12 protein-coding genes are annotated in these 18,226 nt (G+C 44.4%); 6 read left to right on the top strand and 6 right to left on the bottom strand.

Features of this window, described 5'->3' with window-relative positions:
- Positions 1-128 precede the first annotated feature (128 nt).
- Both JMX03_RS05205 and fabG read left to right on the top strand, forming a co-directional pair.
- Positions 129-1,466 (top strand): acetyl-CoA hydrolase/transferase family protein, encoded by a 1,338-nt coding sequence (locus JMX03_RS05205; RefSeq protein ID WP_201594995.1) that lies wholly within the window; start codon positions 129-131, stop codon positions 1,464-1,466.
- Between the two features lie 148 nt (positions 1,467-1,614).
- Entirely contained in the window at positions 1,615-2,334 is a 720-nt protein-coding gene (fabG, locus tag JMX03_RS05200; RefSeq protein WP_201594993.1) for a 3-oxoacyl-ACP reductase FabG, read from the top strand.
- Positions 2,335-2,457: 123 nt separating this feature from the next.
- Here the strand turns inward: fabG and JMX03_RS05195 are convergent, their stop codons facing one another.
- Together JMX03_RS05195 and JMX03_RS05190 are read right to left on the bottom strand one after the other, a co-directional pair.
- A complete protein-coding gene (locus tag JMX03_RS05195) occupies positions 2,458-3,135 on the bottom strand; it encodes a response regulator transcription factor (protein ID WP_201594991.1) in 678 nt (225 codons plus the stop codon).
- Between the two features lie 22 nt (positions 3,136-3,157).
- On the bottom strand, positions 3,158-5,275 hold the full coding sequence (locus tag JMX03_RS05190) for a sensor histidine kinase (RefSeq protein WP_201594989.1): 2,118 nt from the start codon (positions 5,273-5,275) through the stop codon (positions 3,158-3,160).
- Positions 5,276-5,475: 200 nt separating this feature from the next.
- Between JMX03_RS05190 and JMX03_RS05185 the strand changes: the two genes are divergently transcribed.
- The 4 genes from JMX03_RS05185 (at position 5,476) to JMX03_RS05170 (ending at position 11,628) form a co-directional block, all read left to right on the top strand.
- Positions 5,476-6,858 carry a cytochrome c gene (locus tag JMX03_RS05185; protein WP_227695338.1) on the top strand — a complete coding sequence of 461 codons (1,383 nt, stop codon included), beginning with the start codon at positions 5,476-5,478 and terminating at the stop codon, positions 6,856-6,858.
- Positions 6,851-7,792, top strand: coding sequence for a c-type cytochrome (locus JMX03_RS05180; RefSeq protein WP_201594985.1), 942 nt, complete (start codon positions 6,851-6,853; stop codon positions 7,790-7,792). The genes JMX03_RS05185 and JMX03_RS05180 overlap by 8 nt, the downstream gene beginning before the upstream one ends.
- Before the next feature lie 226 nt (positions 7,793-8,018).
- Entirely contained in the window at positions 8,019-10,400 is a 2,382-nt protein-coding gene (locus JMX03_RS05175) for an FdhF/YdeP family oxidoreductase (protein ID WP_201594983.1), read from the top strand.
- 193 nt (positions 10,401-10,593) lie between these two features.
- On the top strand, positions 10,594-11,628 hold the full coding sequence (locus tag JMX03_RS05170; RefSeq protein ID WP_201594981.1) for a formate dehydrogenase accessory sulfurtransferase FdhD: 1,035 nt from the start codon (positions 10,594-10,596) through the stop codon (positions 11,626-11,628).
- A gap of 310 nt (positions 11,629-11,938) precedes the next feature.
- Here JMX03_RS05170 and JMX03_RS05165 read toward each other — a convergent pair whose 3' ends face one another.
- From JMX03_RS05165 to JMX03_RS05150, 4 genes are all read right to left on the bottom strand, one after another.
- Positions 11,939-12,373 carry an outer membrane protein assembly factor BamE gene (locus JMX03_RS05165; protein WP_201594979.1) on the bottom strand — a complete coding sequence of 145 codons (435 nt, stop codon included), beginning with the start codon at positions 12,371-12,373 and terminating at the stop codon, positions 11,939-11,941.
- Positions 12,374-12,455: 82 nt separating this feature from the next.
- Positions 12,456-14,978, bottom strand: a complete 2,523-nt coding sequence (locus tag JMX03_RS05160; protein ID WP_201594977.1) for a YadA-like family protein — start codon at positions 14,976-14,978, stop codon at positions 12,456-12,458.
- Positions 14,979-15,920: 942 nt separating this feature from the next.
- The gene (locus JMX03_RS05155) at positions 15,921-17,153 is read right to left on the bottom strand and encodes a vWA domain-containing protein (protein ID WP_201594975.1); all 1,233 of its coding nucleotides are present in this window, start codon (positions 17,151-17,153) and stop codon (positions 15,921-15,923) included.
- Positions 17,154-17,164: 11 nt separating this feature from the next.
- Positions 17,165-18,031, bottom strand: a complete 867-nt coding sequence (locus tag JMX03_RS05150; RefSeq protein ID WP_201594973.1) for an AAA family ATPase — start codon at positions 18,029-18,031, stop codon at positions 17,165-17,167.
- Positions 18,032-18,226 lie beyond the last annotated feature (195 nt).

The raw sequence follows: 18,226 nt of genomic DNA, 5'->3' as shown, positions 1-18,226 counted from the left end.
AGGAATTTTAAAATCGCTACAAGGCGACCGACCGCAGATAGTACACTGAGTACATCTAGGGCGGGTAACACCGTAGCGGTTTAAAAGTACTCCGACTATATTAACCCGATTTACGATTAGGAACACACATGAGTATCGATCAAATCATCAGCAATGAAACTGCCATTAATAATAAAACCATCAGCGTCACTGAGGCGCTAAAGCTGGTAAAAAACGATCAACATATCGTCACGGGTTTAGCGGCAGCTGAAGCTAAGCTGTTCATGGAAAACCTACATACCATAGCCAATGACGTCGAAAATGTGACCGTTACCAATTGCTTATCGCTCTATCAAAATGCTTTCTTGGATAAGCAGTACAAAAAATCATTCAATATTGATAGTCTCTTCTTCTCACCGCCCATGCGCAAAGCGCATAGGCATGGCAATGCTGAATTTGTACCGAACAATTTGCATTTAGCAGGCAGCGATAGACTTAAACATATCAACCCTGATATTTATGTCGGTGCTGCAACGCCGCCAGACAAGCACGGCTTTGTATCCTTGTCCTTGTCTAATACTTACGAAAAGCAAATGATTGAAAAAGCCAAGCTGGTCATTTTGGAGATTAACCACAATTATCCCAGAACCTTTGGTGATGTCGAGGTGCATATCGATGACATTGATTATTTGATTGAAGCGGATTACGATGCGCCTGTGCTGCCTGATATTGAGCCCAATGAGAAAGACCTAAAAATCGGCGCACTTATCGCCGAGCAGATTCAAGATGGTGACACCATTCAGCTTGGTATTGGCGGTATTCCAAATGCGGTTGCCGCCTGCTTACAAGATAAAAAGAATCTGGGTGTGCATACAGAAATGATGACCTCGGGCATGCTAGATTTAATCGAGCAAGGCGTTATCAACGGCAAGAAAAAGTCGCTGCATCCTGGCAAGGTGGTGTTTTCATTTGCGCTTGGCAATCAGAGGCTTTATGAATACTTGGACAACAACCCCTCAGTGATGGTGCTCAAAGGCTCTTACGTCACCGATCCTTATGTCATTAGCCAAAATGACAACATGGTCTCGATCAATACCGCCATAGAAGTGGATTTGACTGGGCAAGTTTGCTCTGAGTCTATTGGTCATGTGCAATTTAGCGGCTCAGGTGGTCAAACCGATACGGCTTTGGGTGCGCAGATGGCAAAAAACGGCAGAAGTATCATCGCTCTGTATTCAACGGCTATGGTCAAAAATGAGCAAGGCGAACGTGTGGAAGTCTCAAAAATCGTCACCACTCTCAAACGCGGCGCAATTGTCACCTTATCGCGTAATAGTATCGATATGATAGCGACTGAATATGGCATCGTCCGCTTGCAAGGCACCAATATAAAAGAGCGCATAGAGCGTCTCATTTCTATCGCGCATCCAAAGTTTCGAGAGGCACTGCGTCAGGAAGCAATGGATTTTGGCATACTGATAGAGTAACCGCTGTTTATAAACCTTTGTCATTGAGTGATGGGCATATACTTTCATCTATCCCCTCGCCTGCAACTTAGTATAGACTATCGTAAGCTGTGGACTTGGCTGGTTGAGACCAGTCTATAATCTAAAAACACTCAAAAAGGAGTAATAAATGAGACTAAAAAATAAAATTGCGGTTATCACAGGTGCCAGCCAAGGTATTGGTAAGCAAACCGCGCAAACCTTTTTGAGAGAAGGGGCGACGGTTATAAATTTGGATATAGGTGATGCAAAGTGGCAGCAAGAAAACCTGCACTTCAAATCAGCCGATGTGACCGATAGAGAGCGTCTAAAAACAGTGGTCGATGAGATTGCAGAGACCTTTGGGCGTATCGATATCTTGGTCAATAACGCTGGAGTCACTAAAGACGCACTGCTGCATAAAATGACTGAAGAAATGTGGGATAGGGTGATTGATGTCAATTTAAAAGGCACTTTCAACGTGACTCAGCTGATAGGCCCTATGATGATGGCGCAAGGGTCAGGCTCTATTGTGAATATCAGCTCAATAGTCGGCGAAGATGGCAATATTGGTCAAACCAACTATGCGGCGACAAAAGCGGGCGTCATTGCCATGGCAAAGACGTGGGCAAAAGAGTTTTCGAGAAAAGGCGCAGCGGTACGGGTCAATGTGGTTGCTCCAGGTTTTGCCAATACGGACTTAATGAAAACCATACCTGATAAGGTTTTAAATCCGATTCGTGAGAAAACCATGCTTGGGCGCTTAGCGGAACCGCAAGAGATAGCAAACGGTGTATTATTTTTGGCAAGCGATGACGCTTCCTTTATAACAGGCCAAGTCTTAAGTATTAATGGCGGGCTGCGGTTTTAAGAAGTGGTAACCTAAACTTATAAAGTGACGTAGAGTATGCTGAACTGCACCGATAAAAAGTATATTTTATAACATTGGTGCGGCTTGGCACATGCTACAAACATTACTACTTATTTATCAACTCTACTCCGCAAGCAACACCAGCTTCTGAATCAACTCACTGACATGCTGCGCTTGCATTTTTTTCATCACTTGCGAGCGATGCACCTCCACTGTCCGTACTGATACGTCTAAGTGGTCGGCAATGACTTTATTAATATTGCCTTGCATAAGCTCATCTGCTACCTGCTTTTCTTTGTCCGTCAGCTCTGAATAAAGTTTGCGAATCTCATAGAGTTTTGCGCGTTTGATGGTGAGCGCTTGAGCGTTTGTAATCGCCTCTTGTAAGCGGCGGCTGTTAATGGGCTTTTCTAGATAGTCTGCTGCGCCTTGTTTGAGCATATTTACCGCATCAGGGATTTCACCATTGCCCGTTAATGCAATCAGTGCCATCGGGCTGTCATTGTCATTGAGATGAGCCTGCAGCTCCTGACCGCTCATCGCTGGCATCATCAAATCGCTGACCACCACCGCTGGCCTATGAATATCTACTTGCTGCAAGAACTCTACTGCACTTGCCCACGCCTCAGTTGGTAATCCCAAACTGCTGATCAAAAAATCACACGAGGTGCGGACGCTTTCCTCATCATCAATGATATGGATCACTAACGATTCAGGCCTAACGTCGGACAGACCATTCGATAAGTTATCAGTATCTACTAGAGTGCTTATCTGATCGCTTGGCATTTGCTTAGAAGTCATACACTACCCACTATCTTGTTGGCTATATTTGTGAGGTCTTAATAGGGTCTGTATCCGCTACGTGTACCGGCAGATAAAAAGACACTTGCGCACCAATAGCGTTTGCTAGTGGATAAGAAGCCTCTGTACGCATAAGCTGAACTTTACCATTGATGCTACGCTTGTGACGCTGCTGATAATACGCATCTAAAGCTTTTATATCATTAAGTTCGGTCTGCACATAGACATTGCTAAGCTGCATGATACCGCCGAGTGATTTACAGAGCCGCTGACAGATCATCAGCCCCAAGCCAAGCCCCTCTTCTTTCGTCGAGCGGATATCATACTGACTCTGCGTTTGATTCACTGCCAACCGCTCTTCATCAAAGCCGCCCGCGTCATCCGTGAGATGCAACACCAGCCAACGACCTGTCTTGTTTTCTGTCATCTGACAGCGCAGCATAATATGGGCAGCGCCTTGCTGTTGGCTATTTAACATAGTATTAATCAATAACTGATCGAGCACCAAGTTTGGCAGTCGTAGCTGCTGATAGTCACTAGCATACCAAAAGCTAAGCGCGTTTGCCTTGTCGCCGAGTAGTAGCACGCACTGCTGATAAGTGGCTGCTATATCGACACTGACTTCATCAGGTTGCGACCTGCCCGCCCAGCGCCGAATATTACTGATCACCGCTGCGACGCGTTCGGTCTCACTGACTATTTGCTGTAGCGCAGTCTCCGTGGTTTGTTGTTCTACCGCATTCTTCTTTACATCTTCTATGTCAGCTCGTGCTTTTTGACTGCGAATCAATAATCCTTGCGCATAGTTCTGTATCGTCGACAGCGGCTGATTAATTTCATGCGCTATTGAGCCACTCATTTCACCAATCACCGCAAAGTGCTCCGATTGTCGCAGTCTATTATCATAGTCACGAATCAGACGGTTTTGCATCATTATTTGCTGCCGCCGACGCCATGCCAGCCAGCTCATCCAGCCATAGTTGATGGTCGATATGACAATAATAAAAGCCAGTACACCCACCCACAGTCGATGCGCATATATCCAATCGACCATATGAGTGGTTAAGGTTTTTTGTGCAGGATGACGATTCATTTCGTACAAAATGCGCTCGGCATCACTACTCGATTCAGGCGGTAACCAGCGCAGTCCAACCGTCGGGTCGCTTGATTCACTTGATTCTTTAACCTGACTAACTACTGATTGTCCCGATTCATTTTGCTGTATTTGTGAGACGAATAAATGCTGATTGATCTCACGCACCAGTGCCGCAGGTGCTTGCTCTGTCGCTGCGAGCGTCCAATTTGGATAAATCTTGGTTGATGACTGGCAGTTTGAAGTCGTCTCTACTTTATGGATAAGACGATATTTACTTTTATCAATTTTGCCTTGCTGTGCCATCTCCTCCATCAAACAAAGCGGCGCTATAGCGGCATCCACTGCTCCGCTCGCCAGCGTGCTCAAAGTGCGCTCGATGGGATAACCGACAAACTGCGTTTGATAACGACTGGGCGGCACGCCGTTATTTTGCAATAAATGCGCGATGAGTAAGTAGCCACCAAATGCATCAGCATCCACAGCCACGACTTTACGCTGTTCTAAATCCTGTAGATGATAAATAGTGCTATCGGCCTTGACCCATAGCGCACTTGCGACCTGTTCAATCGCACTTGGCTCATGCGACTGCTTGAGCGCATTAAGTTTGTTCAACTCATTTGCCAATACAACGGTAGCAGAAAGCGGCTGTTGCGTTTTTTCAGTTCTAAAAGCTTTGGAGCCAGGATCTATAGAGGTGCTCAGTGGAGATGTGGCTGCATCCGTCTGCAAGGTCGCAAGCCAGCGCCAACCGATGGTATCCATCCTAATAAACTGTACTTGTGGCCCTAGTACTAGCGCAAACTGCTGCGCTTCAATTTGCTGTTGCCAGTTTTCGAGTCCCAACGGCACCAATACCAAAGTGTCATTAGACAGTTTAGTATTTAACTCACTCAACCAAGGCTGCCAGCGCTCTTGAGCAGCACGCTCCCCTTGAGGAGCCAGCACACCTAAATAGTAGGTTTGCGCCTGCGAGACTGATGCACCACTAAGCATCACAATCACGAGCGCAAAAATAGAAGCCTGTAAGAATAGACGTCTAAGCATTATTGATATTTCTACTATTTAAAGCGCTAAGTTGGCACATCTCATCAAAACCTTATAATTAATGTGGTTTTCCACAATACCTTAATGTTACTCTCTACCCTATACTATATAGTAAGAATGTATCCTTTGATTAGCCAAGCTGTAGATAAGCATCATCTAATACCAAGTTTGGCAAATATTTTATTATGGAGGGCGGGCTTATGAAAAAGTGGCCACTGATTATTATAATGGCAGCCGCTATCGGGCTGGCAATAGCTTTTATCATTGGGTTATTGTTGCCCAATATGCGTACTACTACCAGCGATATTGAAGTCAACATCACCGACCCCGCCTTAATCAAAAAAGGCGAATATGTCGCGCGAACCTCTGACTGTGTGGCTTGTCATACCACTTTGGGCGGTGAAGCTTATGCGGGCGGTCTGCCGATGCTGACACCACTTGGTGCGATTTATTCAACAAATATTACCCCAGATAAAGAAACCGGTATCGGCAACTATAGCTTTGATGACTTCAAAAACGCCGTCAAACATGGCGTAGCCCCTGGTAATAGAGCACTATACCCTGCTATGCCGTATCCATCTTACCAAATCATGCCAGATGAAGACATGGCAGCCATGTACGCCTACTTCATGACTGATGTGAAGCCCGTCAATCAGGCAAACTTGAAGAGCGAGCTGCCACCAGTGACCAACTGGCGCTGGCCTTTGGCCTACTGGCAAGCCCTGTTTGCACCTGAACGTGAGTTTGTTGCAGAGACAGACGATGCTGTACTGGCTCGTGGTCAGTACTTGATTGAAGGCCCAGGTCATTGCGGCTCCTGTCATACTGAGCGCGGTATCGGCTACCAAGAAGTGACGCTGACCAACGCAGGCTCAGATGAATACTTAAGCGGCGCGGTCATCGATGGCTGGCGTGCCAAAAGCCTACGCGGCGAACATCGTGGTCTAGGCACTTGGAAAGTAGAAGAGTTGGTTGATTTCTTCAAAACTGGACGTACAGATAAAGTTGCAGCCTTTGGCGCGATGGCTGAAGTGGTTGAGCACAGCACCCAATACATGACTGACGATGACCTGTATGCGATGTCAGCGTATCTAAAGACCCTTAGCCCTGCACCGAATAAAGAAGTGACACTACCTGCAAAAGAAGACGTGACCACGCAAAAGCTCCTCGATGGTGATTATGACAGTCGCGGTGCTATTTTATATGCAGAGTACTGCCAAGTTTGTCACCGTGCAGACGGTAAGGGTGTACCACGTATTTTCCCAGCATTAGAGGACAACAGTGCTGTCTATGCCAGAAACGCAGATTCAGTATTACAAATCACGCTGAGTGGTGGACGGATGCCAAAAACACCGCATGACCGTATGGCATTTACGATGCCTGAGTTCAGCCATTTAAGTGATTCTGATATCGCTGAAGTCGTGAACTATGTGCGTAACAGCTGGACCAACCAAGCACCCATGATCAATACCACAGATGTGGTCAAGATGCGTGCATTCTTAGATGCAAAACCTACGACGGCTACCGATTTGCCCATGGATCTGACGGTGCCTGCAGAGACACAAGGAGCGGGTAATGAATAATTTTACGAACCTCACTCATAAACTTAAAAATCCAGCACATTCAGCCTTGGCGCTCGGCATGGCAGCTCTCCTCGCCTCTGGTCTGACAGCCTGTGGCAATCCAGAGCCAGCTGAGCGTGCTGCTCCCGAGTTCGTAGTGACCACTGCTGATGATGCAAACGAAGACATTGGTAAGTATGTACTGCCACAAGATACAGAAATATTGAACGAGCCCAATGCGGATGAGATTTTTTATGGCAAGCGTCTATTAAACGAGACCAAGCGCTTGTTGCCAGAGCACGTTGGCGCTGAGATGAACTGTAACAGCTGCCACATCTCGCAAGGCAAAATTCCACTTGGCGACCCGTACATCAACAGCTTTAACACTTACCCTCGCGTGATGCCGCGCTCAGAGTCTATGGTTGATTTAGAAGCGCGGATTAATGGTTGTTTTAGACGTTCTATGAATGGTGTGCCCCTTGATCGTGAAGGGCCAGAAATGAAAGCTATGATTGCATATATGGAATGGCTCAGCCAAAAAATCCCTGAAAGCCAACGCGTCGATATCCAAAACGCGGGTGATGTAGACACCTCTTTAGTGGCAGATACAGATCGCGGTGAGAAGATTTATTTTGCTCAGTGTGCTAGCTGTCACGGCGACAACGGTGAAGGCAAGAGAGACAATCTTGGTCACATTGTTTTCCCACCACTCTGGGGTGATGAATCCTTCAACATTGGGGCTGGTATGGCACGTACTTACAAAGCAGCGGCTTTTGTTAAGTACAACATGCCCATGAGTGTTCAAACTAAGGGTTTATGGGGTCATGGTGGCATCTTATCCGATCAAGATGCTGTAGACGTCGCTGAGTTCTTTGCGCACAAACCTCGCCCTGACTTCGCTGGCAAAGTAAATGACTGGCCAAGTGGTAAGAAACCGAAAGATGCGCGCTACTGATTTTGATTAAGCAATGGTAGCCCATGCTTTTTATCGGTCAATAAGCGCTTAGTTAATAGGTACACAGTTAACCAGCACTCAATGAACAAGTACATGACCAACCTTCAAGAAAATGCACTTTTCTTGAAGGTTTTTTTGTTATCTATGGTTAATTATCTACAAACTTCGCGCTGGGTCTTATATAGTTGGCATATTAGTCTATCGTCATTTATTCATGAGGTCTGTCATGCGCAAAATCCCTGTCTACTCTCACCCTGCTGCCGGTTGGCCTGCGCTGATATCCTCTACTCGTAAACTGATGGATTATCAGACTTTTTTGCGCGGCAGTTTAAGTGTGCTCAAAAGCAACCAGCCTAAAGGGGGATTCGATTGCCCAGGCTGCGCTTGGCCAGATCATAAGTCACATAAGTCCATTGATGTCTGCGAAAACGGCATCAAAGTCATCGCCAGTGAGACCATGTCAAAAAAGGCAGATGCTCAGTTCTTTGCGCGGCATACCGTCACAGAGTTACAAGGATGGTCAGGCTACGAGCTTGAGCACAGTGGCCGCTTGTCAGAGCCAGTCTATTATGATGCGACGCAAGACCGCTATGTACCGATTTCTTGGGAAGCGGCATATAAGCGTATCGCTGAGCAATTAAGGCAGCTTGATTCGCCAGATGAGGCGTTATTTTATACCTCAGGCCGTGTCACCAACGAGCCAGCCTTTATGTATCAGTTATTTGTACGCTGTTTTGGCACCAATAATTTACCAGATTGCTCCAACATGTGTCACGAGCCCACCTCAGTAATGCTTGGTAGACAGTTAGGTATTGGCAAAGCGACCGTGAAATTAGAAGACTTTGAGCGGGCCAAGCTGATATTAATGTTTGGGCAAAACCCTGCGACCAATCACCCGCGCATGCTTGAAATGCTCGCCCATGCTCACGAGCAAGGCTGCCGCATTATTTCGATAAACCCCATGCGTGAACAAGGTTTGAGTAAATTTAGAAACCCGCAAAAACCCACCCATATGGCAGCAGGTCAAAGCGACAATGTGGTCGATGATGTCATTCAAATCCAAATCGGCGGTGATACCGCGCTGTTGACGGGTATTGCCAAGTGGCTGATTGAAAACGATAAAATTAATAACGACTTTATTGCCACTCATACGTCAGGTTTTGAGCCATTAAAGCAATGGCTGACAGAGCAAGCATGGGCAGATATCGAGCAAGGCTCTGGTATTGCTCAAACAGAAATTATCACTATTGCTAAGTTAATTGCCGATAGCCCAGCCACAATTTGTACTTGGGGTATGGGCATCACCCAGCACGTACAAGGCGATGATAATGTGGCGATGATTACCAATTTACTACTACTGATGGGTATGATCGGGATTGATGGTGCAGGCGCCTCCCCAGTTCGTGGGCACTCTAATGTGCAAGGCGACCGTACTATGGGCATTCACGAACGTCCTGCCCAAAGCCTGCTTGATAGTTTGGAGCGTGTCTTTGAGCGTCCAATGCCGCAAGAAAATGGGTTTGATGTCGTCTCTGGCGCCAAAGCGTTAATTGCTGGTAAGCTTAAAGTCTTTATGGCTATGGGTGGTAATTATGCGGTTGCAGCACCTGATACCAGTGCTATTCAACAAGCCTTAACCACTACTCAGCTCAATATCTTTGTGGGCACTAAGCTCAATGAGACCATGCTGTATCCAGGTGCAAATAACTTGATCTTACCTTGCTTAGGTCGTACCGAACGCATAGTCACTGCTAAAGGCGAGCAGTTTGCAACTATTGAAGATTCTATGTGTCAGATAGTACCTACTCAAGGCAGTCTTAAGCCTATTAGCGACAGATTAAAGTCGGAAGCGCAGATTGTGGCAGACATTGCGACCCATGTGCTTGGGGCTGATTCATCTATTCCTTGGCAAGCGATGAGCGAGGACTTCGATGTTATTCGTGATTACATCGCCCAAGCGATCGATGGGTTTGAGAACTTCAACGAGCGTATACGTGCTACTGAGCGTGGCTTTCATTTATATCATCCAGCGCGCCATCGGGTGTGGAATACCGACAGTGGTAAAGCACAGTTTGAAGTGCCGCAATACCCAATTACTTATGTCGCAGCGCAGATGGCAGAGACAACCTCAGCCTTTAAAGACAATACGAGAGCAACCAATAGTACTGATGCTCAGGGCATAGCCCAAAAGAACAGTCAAAAAGTTTGGCAATTAACCAGCGTCCGTAGTCATGATCAATTTAATACCATGATTTTTGGCTATCAAGATCGCTATCGTCAAACCAATCGCCGTGATGTCCTGTTTATGCATCCAGATGAGATGAGCCGCTTAGGTTGGCAAAAAGGCGATAGCGTTATGGTATCGCGTCAAGCCAGTTCAAATAGCGCAAATCATACAGACAGCACAGAGCAGTCTCGTACATTGGGTCCACTGATATTGACTGAGATGGATATCGCCTCTAATGCCGTAGCAGCGTACTATCCTGAATGTAATGACCTATTTGATCTAGACACTCATGCGCCAGACTCCCATATACCAGCATACAAATCAACGACCGTTGTTTTGCAAAGAGTAAATAGCAATACAGGAGTCACTGACCCTGCATAAGCGACATAAACGAGCGATTAAATAATACCACTTCCAAAAATGAGAGGAACGCGGAACACTTGCGCAAGTACTACACCTAGTAGGCTTAACAAGTTTGACACCGTTAATCGCACTTTTCGGGTTTGGTATAATGATGACTTAAAAGGATAATGGTCATAACCATACCCATGATAATACGATACGATGAGCCGTGATGATAGCTGAAAATAATACTGAGTATGATGCAAGATATAGCGATCAATGCTTGGCAGATAACCTGATAGACAAGGTGTCAGAGACTGTAAAATCGTCTACGATACCTCTTGCGCGTAAACATATAGCGCAAAAGCATTATTACGCATCAGATAAGCAGGGTCATCATAGTGGTACTCAGATCAATATGGAATGTAAGCAAGCCAGTTTGGCCGTGGAAGCAGCGGTAGCTATTATTATCAATGGTATTCACTATGCGGTATTGATGGCCAGTCCTCACCAACTAGAGTATTTAGCCGTCGGCTTTTTGTTTAGTGAAGGTTTGATCGAGCACAGTCATGAACTACTTGATTGGGAAGTGACCCAGCTGACCGACAGCACAAGCTATCAACAGTTTACGCAAGACTCCTTTGCGCAAGATTCAACGAATGAGAGTCTTGATTCAGCAGCATTTGAACAAAGCTTAGAGCAATTACAAGATTATGATATTTATGTGGTGGAGCTGATACTGAACCAACGCTGTCATCAGCGTATCCAAGCACAAAGACGTCAGCTTGCTGGGCGCACAGGATGCGGTATGTGCGGCATCACTGGACTGACACAAGCACTACCCGACCTAAATACTTATGCTCAAGATATACAAAAAGTCAGAACAAACACTCCAAGTCTTAATCATCTATTATCAATACGGCAACAAGTGGATAGCATGCAACATATGCATCAATTGACAGGTGCCGTGCATGCTGCTGCAACGATGCATAGTCAACAACTGTATCTGTTTGAAGACGTAGGACGCCATAATGCGCTTGATAAGCTTATCGGCTGGCAACTGCGAAACAAGGTGGATATCGACTGTGTCCTTATGACTTCTCGCCTCTCTATCGAGCTGGTACAAAAATCCATTCGTGGTCGCATACCCTGGTTGGTAGGTATGTCTGCCCCTACCAGTACGGCGGTGCGTGTGGCTGAGAGATATAACTTGGGCTTGGCTGGATTCTTACGTAATGACAGAGTGACTTACTACTCAGGTAATTAAGATATTCAGTTCGAAAGAATATATATAGTTAACACACTTTAAAATAGGTACAGTGCTGCTGGTATTAGTTTTTCGCAGCCTCTGTCGGCGTAGGCACAGCACGCAAGGAAAACGAATGCCAGCAGCACGTGACATAGTGCGTAATATTTTTATTCAGGATTAGCTATAGTTGATTCACTTTATAGATATTTTGTTTTGTGTTCTAATATTAGGATTTTTCATTAAAAAGATCGAGATATTTAATATCTCGATCTTTTTTTCTTGCTTTAAAATTATAACTCTTAGTTAAATATCGCTACTAAACCAGCGCTCATTTTTTGACATACTCACCACATGATGCCGGTTGCCAATAAAACTCAGTAGCTTGGAAGCTATCACCACGAAGTTTTCCTTCATAACCGTTATCAAAGATGATTTTATAAAGGCAAGTTTCCATATTGTTATTGTCGTCATAAAACTTGAGGATATAATCCCATTCGCGAGCATTAAACCCTTCTTGGAAATGCGGTGCGCCAATGACTTGATAAATCTCCTCTTTTGTAGAACCAACTTTAATCTTAGCAAGATCCTTTTGCTCAACGACTTTTCCAGCTTTTTGCCATGCTGAGTTTTGATCAGGAAAGACTACGTCTTCGGGACTGACAGACCCATGCTGAGCACCAGGGCTCAAATGCCAAGTACAACCCGTTGCAGCGAATAACAGAGCGGTAGCTAGCAGTCCATGTCGATATATAGATACTTTCATTTTTATTCCTTAATATGTCATGAGTGATTTGACAGAGCCTGCCTGTTTGAGCACAGGCAGTGTCATAATACTTTTGGTTGAATTAAAAGTGGAAGCCTGCTCCGATAGCTCCGCCAGCATTACCTTGAGTATCTGCTGTACCATTTATCTTCATCACCCACCGACCATTGTCTGAGACTCTCGAGACACCAATAGCAACGGCACTTTCACCATTGTATGAGGCAATACCGCCACCTATCATGGATTTACCAGGAATATAAGCCTGTGGCAGTGAAGACATCGCCATTGCTGCTGAGATACCTGCATTCGCATCGTCTTCAACATCGTCAATTCTATAACCTAACGAGTTGACTCGATCATCAAGTTTTGAGTCCATATTAGCGAGCTCGCTATTGATCAACCTATCAATCGTATCGAACTGATTGTTGAGCTGTCCTCTATTCACAGCATCAGTATCCTTAACACCGTCAGCGACTCCAGTAATCACTTTGTCACGCATATTAATGCCGTCAACTGTCATACTAGGGCCACCTGCGATAGTGACACCATTATTGTTAACTGTCGTATTGCCAGCGACAACGCTACCAGTTGTCACACTGTCGACATTAATGTTGCCATTTAAATCAAACCTAATACTGCTACCCACCGTAGTGGTTGTGATGTTATTACCACCTACAAAACCAAGTACGCTATCATCACCTATAGGCTTATTGATATTGTTACCATTATCAGCACCAAAGTTTAAACCGCCATCCAATCTATTAGTATTATTGGCAATATTAGTGGTATTAGTCGTTACTTGAGCATTAGTGTTAGTCACGCCCTGCTGTATAGATCCGATAGCGCCATCAATAGTGTTTTGACCGGTACCGCCAATGTCAGTAGTAGTAATAACGCCACCATTGTTCACAGCATTACCACCAATTACGTTAGTAATAGAATCTGCATTACTGTTAAGCTGATCGCCAGTTATGGCATCGCTAGAGCCTGCAGCTACAGTGCCGTTACCTACGTTGGTAATCTTTTTGCCGCCATTGTTTAGACCATTGGCTGAGACAACCACATCACCGAAGGTCGCGCTATCTAAATTAACGTTTTGGTTCAAATCAAAGCTGATATTGTTACTATCGGCTTCTTTAGACACCACGACATTACCGTCTTGATTATTGAAGTCAACGCTATCGCCTGGTCTTACTGTACTTTTATTCTCACCTTGAGCACTAATATTAAAACCTTGGTTAGCGGATGTAGCACTGTCTCTAACTTCATTTAATTGATCAAAGTTGACCGCATCTGTACCTTCTGTAGCTCTGGCCACATTAGTGATTCTGTTACCACCATTGTTCAGGCCACTACTACTAAGCATAACCGTCTTCTCTGAACCCCCTTCACTAATGAAAGTAAAACCACTTTGATTTATTAAGGTATTGCCTATGGTAAAGCTACCGTCTGCGCCAAGAGCTATATTTTCGGCTAGCTTGATATTAAGGTTGCCATCTTCATCAGCTACCACTCCAATATTATTTTCAGTCAATTCAGTGGCACCGCCTTTGATAGAAAGCGTTTTACCCAGCTTACGGTTGACGACGATGTTGGTATCATCACCCGTAAAGCTCAAGCCTTTATCTATCGTGGTGCTGATATTGGTATTGACTTGTGACAGCTGCTCTTGGGTAGCTGCTTGACCACCTTGGTAGGCCATGTCTTGATTAAATGTAGTGTTGGTTAACCCTGAGATCGTGCCTTCGGTACCGTCGATAGTGATTGGTTGGGCAGTTCCAATGTTGACTACATCGTTAAGGGCTAGCTTAATTCCATCATTGGTAGATAACGGCGTGGTGGTTAGGTTGGCGTCCGTATCAAGCTTAATCTCTTCACCTAAGGCAAAGGTTTTCTTGTGCGTGTCATTCACATTAAATTTGATGCCACGATTGATGGTGGTGTTAGTTGCATGAAGCTGACTACCATTGACAGCATCGGTACTGGTTTTACTGACTTTACCACCTGCCACATTTTTAATTTGTCTTTCAAACCCAGCAGAACCAACTGATACTTGCGCACCAGGCATTAGGGTGTTGTTGTGATATAAAACGTTGCCAGCGATTTTATAAGTTTCCCCACCGACAGTCATGACTTTCTCAGAAGTAGCAGCGCTATCTGTTCTTGAACCAGCACCAAGCGCGACTGATCCATGTTCAGTCGCGAAAGCTCCTGCACCAAAGGCCGAGGATGCAACACCCTTACTTCTAGCATGTGTCCCCACAGCAGTAGAGAGCACACCATCAGCTTGAGCATGTTTGCCTATAGCAATAGCGTAATAAGGATTGGCATTGGCATTTATACCGCATTCTACTGAAGTCATACCTACACAAAGAGGCACAGGAGGAGCTGCGTTTGCTTGAATACCAAAACCAGCGACCATCATCCCTATTCCAATCGCACTTGAGCGCAGAATACCTGTAGAAGAATGCTTAGAAGTAGTGTTTATTCTAGCGTTAGAACTTACGCTAGACTTCGACGACTTACCACGTGCCTTCGCATATTCTGCGACAGCAGTGAAGCAGTTAAGAGCGTTGTTCCATATGACTTTATAGTTGCGATTCATAACATATACTCCAGTATAGATCTATTAGATCCAAATCAAAAACCTATGATATAGAGAGTCAAAATTACGATATGAAACGAGCTGTAAGCTTAGATGATTTGAAACTCTAAGCTTCAATATAATTCTTATTAAGGTTTAAAAAATGCAGCATCTTGTTTAAATTCGCCTACCTCTCTATATATATTCATATTACAGGATATTTATGAAAACAGACAACACCGTTCAGCAGCCATTAACAACCGTTCGTCATATATCTATCGATTTTTTTCGATTAAATTTACTATTTTCTTTTTATGCTCTATGCATGATTTTTGGTTAATAATAGTCATTTATCATATGAATAACAGATAAATATAGATAATAACTCTGCTTAAATAGCAACCCCTCACCACAGTTATTACTAAAAACACTATATATTACAGTAACTTATAAAACCATCATTAGGATTTAACTTAAGTAACTCGTATCTTCCATAGTTATGGACTTTTAGAAAGTATGAATATCTTAAGATATCATTCAACTTTCAATCTATAAATTCAAATAATATAAATCGAATTAAGTTCATAAAAAACCAGTGTTGAATTAAGCTCCTGCAAGTCTAGTCATGATTGCTATCAAGACTTAACGATAGGATTATTGATAGACATTCTTGTAACACCTGCGCGACCAGAATGGTTGGTACAAATTATTTTGACTCTTATTTATATATGTCTTTAGGTCAAATAATACCATTCCCAAAAGTTAGATTAAGCGGAAAACTTTTGCAAGTACTACTCCTAGTAGACTTAGCAAGTTTGACAAAGTTAATCGTACTTTTTGGGCTTGGTATAAGCTAATAAAAAAACAGCCACTATATCAATAGTGGCTGCTTTTTTATGTTAAATAAACTCAGAGCACTCGCACAAATATACCAGCGCATGGTTATTCAGTATCGACTAACAACTAGCGTGCTAAATAGGCTGTCATGTCTTCTATCCCATGTAATGTCATCGGATACATGTGATTATCAACCAACTTTTTTATCTCGACGATCGTCTGAGTATAATGCCAATAAGCTTGGTTTTCAGGATTTAGCCAAGCGACCTTGTCAAAATGATCAAGGACGCGCTTTAGCCACACTACGCCAGCCTCTTTGTTCATATACTCAACACTACCACCGACTGAAAATAGCTCGTAAGGCGACATCGATGCATCACCTACGAAGATTACTCGATACTCACGGCCATATTTATTTAGCAGCTCAAACGTTGGCATAGGCGCACTATGACGACGATTATTATCCTTCCAAACATAATCGTAAAGACAGTTATGAAAGTAGAAAAACTCAAGTGTTTTAAACTCATTTTTAGCAGCAGAAAACAGCTTTTCTAACGATTCTATATGGACATCCATACTACCGCCCACATCAAATAGCATCAGGACTTTGACACGGTTACGGCGCTCAGCCTGCATATGAATATCGAGTACACCCTTTTTGGCAGTACGCTTGATGGTCTCATGTATATCTAGCTCATCAGCGCTACCTGTGCGTGCAAATTGGCGCAGATTACGCAGTGCCATTTGAATTTGTCGGGTGCCAAGCAGATTATCATCGTCAAGATTACGGTATTTACGCTGCTCCCAGACTTTGACTGCGCTGCGTTTACGTGACTCTCCACCCACGCGTACACCTTCTGGGTGATCGCCATAAGCGCCAAACGGCGAGGTGCCACCTGTGCCAACCCACTTACTGCCCCCTTGATGACGCTCTTTTTGCTCTTTGAGACGCTCTTCTAAAGCTTTCATCAACTCTTCAAGCGAACCGTACTTTTTTAGCAGTCGCCGCTGCTCCTCTGTTAGATTTCTCGGATCTAGCTTTAAGTCGAGCCACTCTTGTGGAATATCAGTGAGCTTTGCCATCAGCTCATCGATGTCTAAACTGTCGATTCCCTCGAAGTAATCGGCCATCGCCCGATCAAATTTATCAAAGTGGCGTTCGTCCTTGACCATGCACAAACGAATGAGCCGATACATATCTTCCCGACTGGCAAAATCGCGCAGCTCTGGGTCATCTGGATATTCAGGATGTGGCTGCATCATCAAACCCTGCTCAAGCGCAGCATTTAAATCAAGCAGCTCGCGCGTACTAACAGGCACGCCGTAAGTACGTAAGGTATAGAATAGTTTGATAAACATAGTGTTTAACCTTAACGACGCATCATATTGGCAAAACGCTGTAATAAGTTGACATCGGCTTCGTTTTTCAGCAGCGCACCATACAATGGCGGAATAGACTTTTCACCGCGTAAGTTCTCTTCCAACTCTTCTTGTGCCATATCATCAGCGAGTAATAAGGTTAACCAATCAACCAACTCTGAGGTTGATGGTGGCTTTTTAAGCCCTTGAATATTGCGTAACTTATAGAAAATATCGAGCGCATCATTGACCAGTTTTTCTTGAATATTAGGGAAATGCACGTCAATGATTTGACGCATGGTATGCTCATCAGGGAAGTCAATATAATGGAAAAAACAGCGACGCAAAAATGCATCTGGCAGCTCTTTTTCATTGTTTGAAGTAATAATCACGACTGGGCGCTGCTCGGCAGTAATAGTCTCACCAGTCTCGTAAACGTAAAAAGACATTTTATCGAGCTCATGCAGCAGGTCATTAGGGAACTCGATATCTGCTTTATCCACTTCATCAATCAGGAGCACACTGCGCTGATCACTGGTAAAGGCTTCCCAAAGCTTACCAGGTTTGATGTAGTTGCCAATCTCATAGACCTTATCATCGCCCAACTGCGAATCCCGCAAGCGCGATACTGCATCGTACTCGTACAGCCCTTGTTCAGCTTTGGTCGTGGATTTGATATGCCAGGTAATCAGCGGCATACCTAAACTTGCGGCCACCTCCTCTGCCAATAAGGTCTTGCCTGTGCCTGGCTCACCTTTGATCAGCAGTGGCTTTTGTAGCGTCATCGCCGCGTTGACTGCCAGTTGCAGATCATCAGTGGCAATATAGCTATCTGTACCCGTAAAGCTTGGTTTTGCGATGTTATTTTCAGTACTCATGGTTAAGTCTCAATCAGTATTATTAGAAGGTATAGAGGATCAATACAAAAAATGATGGTTTAGGTTAGCACAGCCCTACTGAATGCCAAAATACTTATGCGTTCGCAGTTAACTAGAGCGCGTTCTAACAAATCTTAAATATTTTCAATGACTTTAAGTTAGCGTATTGCCATAAAAAAAGACACTCATAGGTGT

The sequence above is a fragment of the Psychrobacter fulvigenes genome (genome assembly GCF_904846155.1).
GTDB lineage: Bacteria > Pseudomonadota > Gammaproteobacteria > Pseudomonadales > Moraxellaceae > Psychrobacter > Psychrobacter fulvigenes.
The sequence above is the reverse complement of the archived record's forward strand: the minus strand, read 5'-3'. Positions and strand labels throughout refer to the sequence as shown.

Bases quoted from the DNA above. Each gene is read 5' to 3' on its own strand.
- JMX03_RS05185 (WP_227695338.1), top strand. From the start codon at position 5,476: ATGAAAAAGTGGCCACTGATTATTATAATGGCAGCCGCTATCGGGCTG.
- JMX03_RS05165 (WP_201594979.1), bottom strand. From the start codon at position 12,373: ATGAAAGTATCTATATATCGACATGGACTGCTAGCTACCGCTCTGTTA.
- JMX03_RS05160 (WP_201594977.1), bottom strand. From the start codon at position 14,978: ATGAATCGCAACTATAAAGTCATATGGAACAACGCTCTTAACTGCTTC.
- JMX03_RS05205 (WP_201594995.1), top strand. From the start codon at position 129: ATGAGTATCGATCAAATCATCAGCAATGAAACTGCCATTAATAATAAA.
- JMX03_RS05195 (WP_201594991.1), bottom strand. From the start codon at position 3,135: ATGACTTCTAAGCAAATGCCAAGCGATCAGATAAGCACTCTAGTAGAT.
- JMX03_RS05170 (WP_201594981.1), top strand. From the start codon at position 10,594: ATGATAGCTGAAAATAATACTGAGTATGATGCAAGATATAGCGATCAA.
- JMX03_RS05190 (WP_201594989.1), bottom strand. From the start codon at position 5,275: ATGCTTAGACGTCTATTCTTACAGGCTTCTATTTTTGCGCTCGTGATT.
- JMX03_RS05175 (WP_201594983.1), top strand. From the start codon at position 8,019: ATGCGCAAAATCCCTGTCTACTCTCACCCTGCTGCCGGTTGGCCTGCG.
- JMX03_RS05180 (WP_201594985.1), top strand. From the start codon at position 6,851: ATGAATAATTTTACGAACCTCACTCATAAACTTAAAAATCCAGCACAT.
- fabG (WP_201594993.1), top strand. From the start codon at position 1,615: ATGAGACTAAAAAATAAAATTGCGGTTATCACAGGTGCCAGCCAAGGT.
- JMX03_RS05150 (WP_201594973.1), bottom strand. From the start codon at position 18,031: ATGAGTACTGAAAATAACATCGCAAAACCAAGCTTTACGGGTACAGAT.
- JMX03_RS05155 (WP_201594975.1), bottom strand. From the start codon at position 17,153: ATGTTTATCAAACTATTCTATACCTTACGTACTTACGGCGTGCCTGTT.